At 70.4% G+C, this 5,144-nt stretch carries 4 protein-coding genes; all 4 read left to right on the top strand.

The features are described 5' to 3' along the window. Window positions 1–220 precede the first annotated feature (220 nt). Complete coding sequence (locus tag ACFWBT_RS41725; RefSeq protein WP_385709673.1) at window positions 221–1,063, top strand: nitrilase-related carbon-nitrogen hydrolase; 843 nt, start codon at window positions 221–223, stop codon at window positions 1,061–1,063. After that, complete coding sequence (locus ACFWBT_RS41720; protein WP_385709670.1) at window positions 1,060–2,343, top strand: aspartate aminotransferase family protein; 1,284 nt, start codon at window positions 1,060–1,062, stop codon at window positions 2,341–2,343. The genes ACFWBT_RS41725 and ACFWBT_RS41720 overlap by 4 nt, the downstream gene beginning before the upstream one ends. Window positions 2,344–2,496: 153 nt before the next feature. Then, on the top strand, window positions 2,497–4,053 hold the full coding sequence (locus ACFWBT_RS41715) for a PucR family transcriptional regulator (protein ID WP_385709668.1): 1,557 nt from the start codon (window positions 2,497–2,499) through the stop codon (window positions 4,051–4,053). A 199-nt stretch (window positions 4,054–4,252) separates the two neighbouring features. Further along, window positions 4,253–5,095 carry a nitrilase-related carbon-nitrogen hydrolase gene (locus ACFWBT_RS41710; RefSeq protein ID WP_385709665.1) on the top strand — a complete coding sequence of 281 codons (843 nt, stop codon included), beginning with the start codon at window positions 4,253–4,255 and terminating at the stop codon, window positions 5,093–5,095. Window positions 5,096–5,144 lie beyond the last annotated feature (49 nt).

Here is a 5,144-nt window from a genome sequence, read left to right as displayed (position 1 = left end):
GCCGGACGGCGACGCCCGGCGACGGTCCCGTCCTCCGATCGGCCCCACCGTCCGGGGCCAGCGGCCACGTCACTCACCCGTGGGGGTCAGAAACGTGATCGACTCAGCGGGTTAACGACGATGGTCTTGGCAAGGCTGTCCGGGGGGCTTACTTTCGAGCCTCTACAGCCTTTGTCTACGGGCGTAGAGGCTCTCTGACGTCCCGTCGAAGGAGCAGCTCATGGCCAACGTCGTACGCGCCGCCCTGGTCCAGGCCACCTGGACAGGCGACACCGAATCCATGGTCGCCAAACATGTGGAGCACGCCCGCGAGGCGGCCCGGCAGGGTGCCAAGGTCATCGGGTTCCAGGAAGTCTTCAACGCCCCCTACTTCTGCCAGGTCCAGGAGCCCGAGCACTACGGCTGGGCGGAACCGGTTCCCGACGGGCCCACCGTCAGCCGTATGCGGGAGCTCGCGCGCGAGACCGGCATGGTGATCGTCGTACCCGTGTTCGAGGTCGAGCAGTCCGGCTTCTACTTCAACACGGCGGCCGTGATCGACGCCGACGGCACCTACCTCGGCAAGTACCGCAAGCACCACATCCCGCAGGTGAAGGGCTTCTGGGAGAAGTACTACTTCAAGCCCGGCAACCTCGGCTGGCCCGTCTTCGACACGGCCGTCGGCCGGATCGGCGTCTACATCTGCTACGACCGCCACTTCCCCGAAGGCTGGCGGCAGCTCGGTCTGAACGGCGCCCAGCTCGTCTACAACCCCTCCGCCACCTCCCGCGGCCTCTCCGCCCACCTCTGGCAGCTGGAGCAGCCCGCGGCGGCCGTCGCCAACGAGTACTTCATCGCCGCGATCAACCGGGTCGGGCAGGAGGAGTACGGCGACAACGACTTCTACGGAACCTCGTACTTCGTCGACCCGCGCGGTCAGTTCGTCGGCGAGACGGCGAGCGACAAGGCCGAGGAACTCATCGTCCGCGACCTGGACTTCGACGTCATCGAGGAAGTACGCCGGCAGTGGGCGTTCTACCGCGACCGGCGCCCCGACGCCTACGAAGGGCTGGTGCAGCCATGACCGACCTGTACACCCGCCACCAGGCCGTCCTGCCCGACTGGCTCGCCCTGTACTACGAGGACCCGATCGAGATCACCCACGGCGAGGGCCGCCACGTCTGGGACGCCAAGGGCAACAAGTACCTCGACTTCTTCGGCGGCATCCTCACCACGATGACCGCACACGCCCTGCCCGAGGTGACCAAAGCGGTCAGCGAGCAGGCCAGCCGGATCATCCACACCTCGACGCTCTACCTCAACCGGCCGATGATCGACCTCGCCGAACGCATCGCCCAGCTGTCCGGCATCCCCGACGCCCGCGTCTTCTTCACCACCTCCGGCACCGAGGCCAACGACACGGCCCTGCTGCTCGCCACCGCCCACCGGCGGAGCAACCAGATCCTGGCGATGCGCAACAGCTACCACGGCCGGTCGTTCAGCTCGGTCGGGATCACCGGAAACAAGGGCTGGTCACCGACCTCCCTGTCACCGCTCCAGACGCTGTACGTGCACGGCGGCGTCCGGACGCGTGGCCCGTACGCCGACCTCGGCGACGCCGAGTTCATCGCCGCGTGCGTCGACGACCTCAAGGACCTGCTCGGCCATGTCCGCCCGCCCGCGGCGCTGATCGCCGAACCCGTCCAGGGCGTCGGCGGCTTCACCGCACCCCCCGACGGCCTGTACGCGGCCTTCCGCGAGGTCCTCCAGCAGCACGGCATCCTCTGGATCGCCGACGAGGTGCAGACGGGCTGGGGCCGCACCGGCGAGCACTTCTGGGGCTGGCAGGCGCACGCCGCCTCCGGCCCGCCCGACATGCTCACCTTCGCCAAGGGCATCGGCAACGGCATGTCCGTCGGCGGCGTCGTCGCCCGCGCCGAGATCATGAACTGCCTCGACTCCAACTCCATCTCGACCTTCGGCGGTTCACCGGTCACGATGGCGGCGGGGCTAGCGAACCTCACCTACCTCCTCGAACACGACCTCCAGGGCAACGCCCGGCGCGTCGGCGGCCTGCTCATCGAACGGCTCCGCGCGGTCGCCGCGCAGTTCGACGGGGTGCGCGAGGTGCGCGGGCGCGGACTGATGATCGGCATCGAGCTGGTCGAGCCCGGCACCGACCGGGCGAACCCCGAAGCGGCCGCGGCCGTGCTCGAAGCGGCCCGCGAGGAAGGCCTGCTGATCGGCAAGGGCGGCGGTCACAACACCAGCGTGCTGCGGATCGCACCGCCGCTCTCCCTGACGGTCGCGGAGGCCGAGGAGGGCGCGTCGATCCTCGAACGCGCCCTGAGGCGCGCCCAGTAGCAGATCGTGAGCAAGGGCGAGCGAGCCGATGGGGCGCCCGGTGTCGAAGACCCGACGTGCGAGGACCCGAAGGGCTGAGCACGCGTCGAGTCCTCGGCACGGGCCGCAGCGCTCCGGAGGCGAACCGAGCCACAGAAAAAGGGGAACGCCGCCATGACCACCGCCTTGGAACCCGCTCTTTCGGTACGCCAGGTCCTCGCCCTGGACCGGGTGCTCGCCGGAGAGCCCGAGGTGGTGGCGGGCGCCGGCCATCTCGACCGGTCCGTCCGCTGGGTGCACGTCGCCGAGGCCGCCGATGTGGGCGTCATGCTCAGCGGCGGCGAAATGGTCCTCACCACAGGGGTGTTGCTCGCGGGCGACCCCGACGCCCAGGCCGAGTACATCCGCTCGCTGCACCGCGCCGAGGCCGCCGCCGTCGTGCTCGGACTCGGCCGGGCCTTCCCCGCACCCCCGGACGTGATGCGCCGGGCCGCCGAACGCTGCGGACTGCCGATGGTCGTGCTCCACCGGCCCTTCCCCTTCGCCGAGTTGACGGAGGAGGTGCAATCCCGGCTGGTGCGGAGCAAGTTCGCCGCGGTGAGCCTCTCCGAGGCCGTACGGACCGCGCTCACCGGACTCATCACGACCGGTGCCCCGCTCCAGAGCATGCTCGACGAGATCGCCGTGCACGCCGCCTGCCCGGTCGTCGTCACCAACCTCGCCCACCGGGTCCTCGCCACCGCCGGCGAACGCTCCGCCGTGGACGACGTCCTGCGCGACTGGGACCGCATCGCCCGGCAGGCGGGCGGCAGCGAGGGCGACGGCTGGATCCGCGCCGAACTGGGCGGACGGGGAGAGCGATGGGGCCGCATCGTGCTGTGCGGGCACCGGGGCGACGCGGGAACCGGGCGGCTGCTCGCCGACCGTGCCGCCGAGGCGCTGGTCCTGCACCGCATGCTCGGCGGCTCCGCCCACACCTGGGAGGAGGAGTCCGCGCAGGGCCTGCTGACCGACCTGGTGAGCGGTGTCGTACCGGCCCGTCAGCTCCTTCCCCGAGCGCGGGCCGCCGGCCTGCCCGTGAACCGCCGCACCTTCGTCCCCCTGGTGGTACGCGACGGCGATCCCGCCCAACTCGACCGCGTACTACGGCTGCTGGGGCTCCCGGGGCTCGTCGCCGAGCTGTCCGACGGAGCCACCGCCCTGCTGCTCAGCCTCGCCCGTGACCAGGACGCGGACGCCCTGGCCGCGCACTTCGCCGTACGGCTGCGACACGAGACCGGAGTCCCCGCCACCGTGGCCGCGGCCGAACCCCGTACCGCCTGGGACGACGTCCCCGCCGGACTCCGCGAGGCCCTGCACGTCGCCGAGGCCGCCGCCGACACCCCCGCCGACCAGGACCGGCCGGCGCTGGTGCGGCTGCGCGACGTCCATCTGCGCGGCCTCGTCCGGCTGCTCCGGGACGACCCGCACGTCCAGTCCTTCGCGGAACGGGAACTCGACGGGCTGCTCTGCGGCGCGCGGGCGGACCCGCACCTGCTGCCCGTCCTGCGGACCTACCTCGCCACCGGCCGGAACAAGTCGCGCACCGCCCAGCTCCACCACGTCAGCCGGCCCGCGCTGTACCGCCGCCTGGAGGCCATACAGGCGCGCCTCGGCGTCGACCTCGACGACTTCGAGCAAGCCGCCTCCGTCCACATCGCCCTGCTCGCGCACGACGCACAACAACGGTGAAGACCCGATGGGCAACAGCGGTGAAACACACGACGACTCAGGTGAAACACGGGACAACGCGGAGGTGACACCGTGGAACGGCACAGCACTTCGGACGTGACACGGTGCAACTCAAAGACCCGGTCCGGGCTTTCTAGGCTCCTGGAGCGGGCGCCGGAGTTCGCGTCTGCCCCAGCACACCGAGCGACCGGAGGTCCCGATGAGCAGAGTGATCCGCGCCGCCGTCTTCCAGACCGCATGGACCGGCGACAAGGAATCGATGATCCAGGTCCACGAGCAGGCGGCTCGCGACGCGGCCGCGCAGGGCGCCCAAGTCCTCTGCTTCCAGGAGCTGTTCTACGGACCCTACTTCTGCCAGGTTCAGGACAAAGAGTTCTACGCGTACGCCGAGCAGATCCCCGAAGGCCCGATCGTCCGGCGCTTCCAGGCGCTGGCGAAGGAACTGGGTCTCGTCCTCGTCCTGCCGATGTACGAGGAGGAACAGCCCGGCGTCCTCTACAACACCGCGGCCGTGATCGACGCCGACGGTTCCTACCTGGGCAAGTACCGCAAGACCCACATCCCCCAAGTCCTCGGATTCTGGGAGAAGTTCTACTTCCGGCCCGGAAACTCCGGCTGGCCCGTCTTCGACACGGCCGTCGGCCGGATAGGCGTCTACATCTGCTACGACCGGCACTTCCCGGAAGGCTGGCGTGCCCTCGGCCTCGCGGGTGCCGAGATCGTCTTCAACCCCTCGGCCACCTCACGCGGTCTGTCCGGCTACCTCTGGCAGCTGGAGCAGCCGGCCGCGGCGGTCGCCAACGAGTACTTCGTGGGCGCGATCAACCGGGTGGGCGTCGAGGAGTACGGCGACAACGACTTCTACGGGACCTCGTACTTCGTGGACCCCGAAGCCCAGTTCGTCGGCGAGGTGGCGAGCGACAAGGAGTCGGAACTCGTCGTCCGCGACCTGGACATGGCCAAGCTCCGCGAGGTCCGCGACCGGTGGCAGTTCTACCGCGACCGCGCCCCGGGGGCCTACGGGCCGCTGACCGCGCCGTAGGGGCGGCCCGTGCCGCGGGCCCGGACCGGTTCCGGGCGCCGGACGGCGG

The sequence above is a fragment of the Streptomyces sp. NPDC060027 genome (genome assembly GCF_042737005.1).
GTDB lineage: Bacteria > Actinomycetota > Actinomycetes > Streptomycetales > Streptomycetaceae > Streptomyces.
This window is presented reverse-complemented; position numbering and strand designations above follow the sequence as displayed.

Bases quoted from the DNA above. Each gene is read 5' to 3' on its own strand.
- ACFWBT_RS41715 (WP_385709668.1), top strand. From the start codon at position 2,497: ATGACCACCGCCTTGGAACCCGCTCTTTCGGTACGCCAGGTCCTCGCC.
- ACFWBT_RS41725 (WP_385709673.1), top strand. From the start codon at position 221: ATGGCCAACGTCGTACGCGCCGCCCTGGTCCAGGCCACCTGGACAGGC.
- ACFWBT_RS41720 (WP_385709670.1), top strand. From the start codon at position 1,060: ATGACCGACCTGTACACCCGCCACCAGGCCGTCCTGCCCGACTGGCTC.
- ACFWBT_RS41710 (WP_385709665.1), top strand. From the start codon at position 4,253: ATGAGCAGAGTGATCCGCGCCGCCGTCTTCCAGACCGCATGGACCGGC.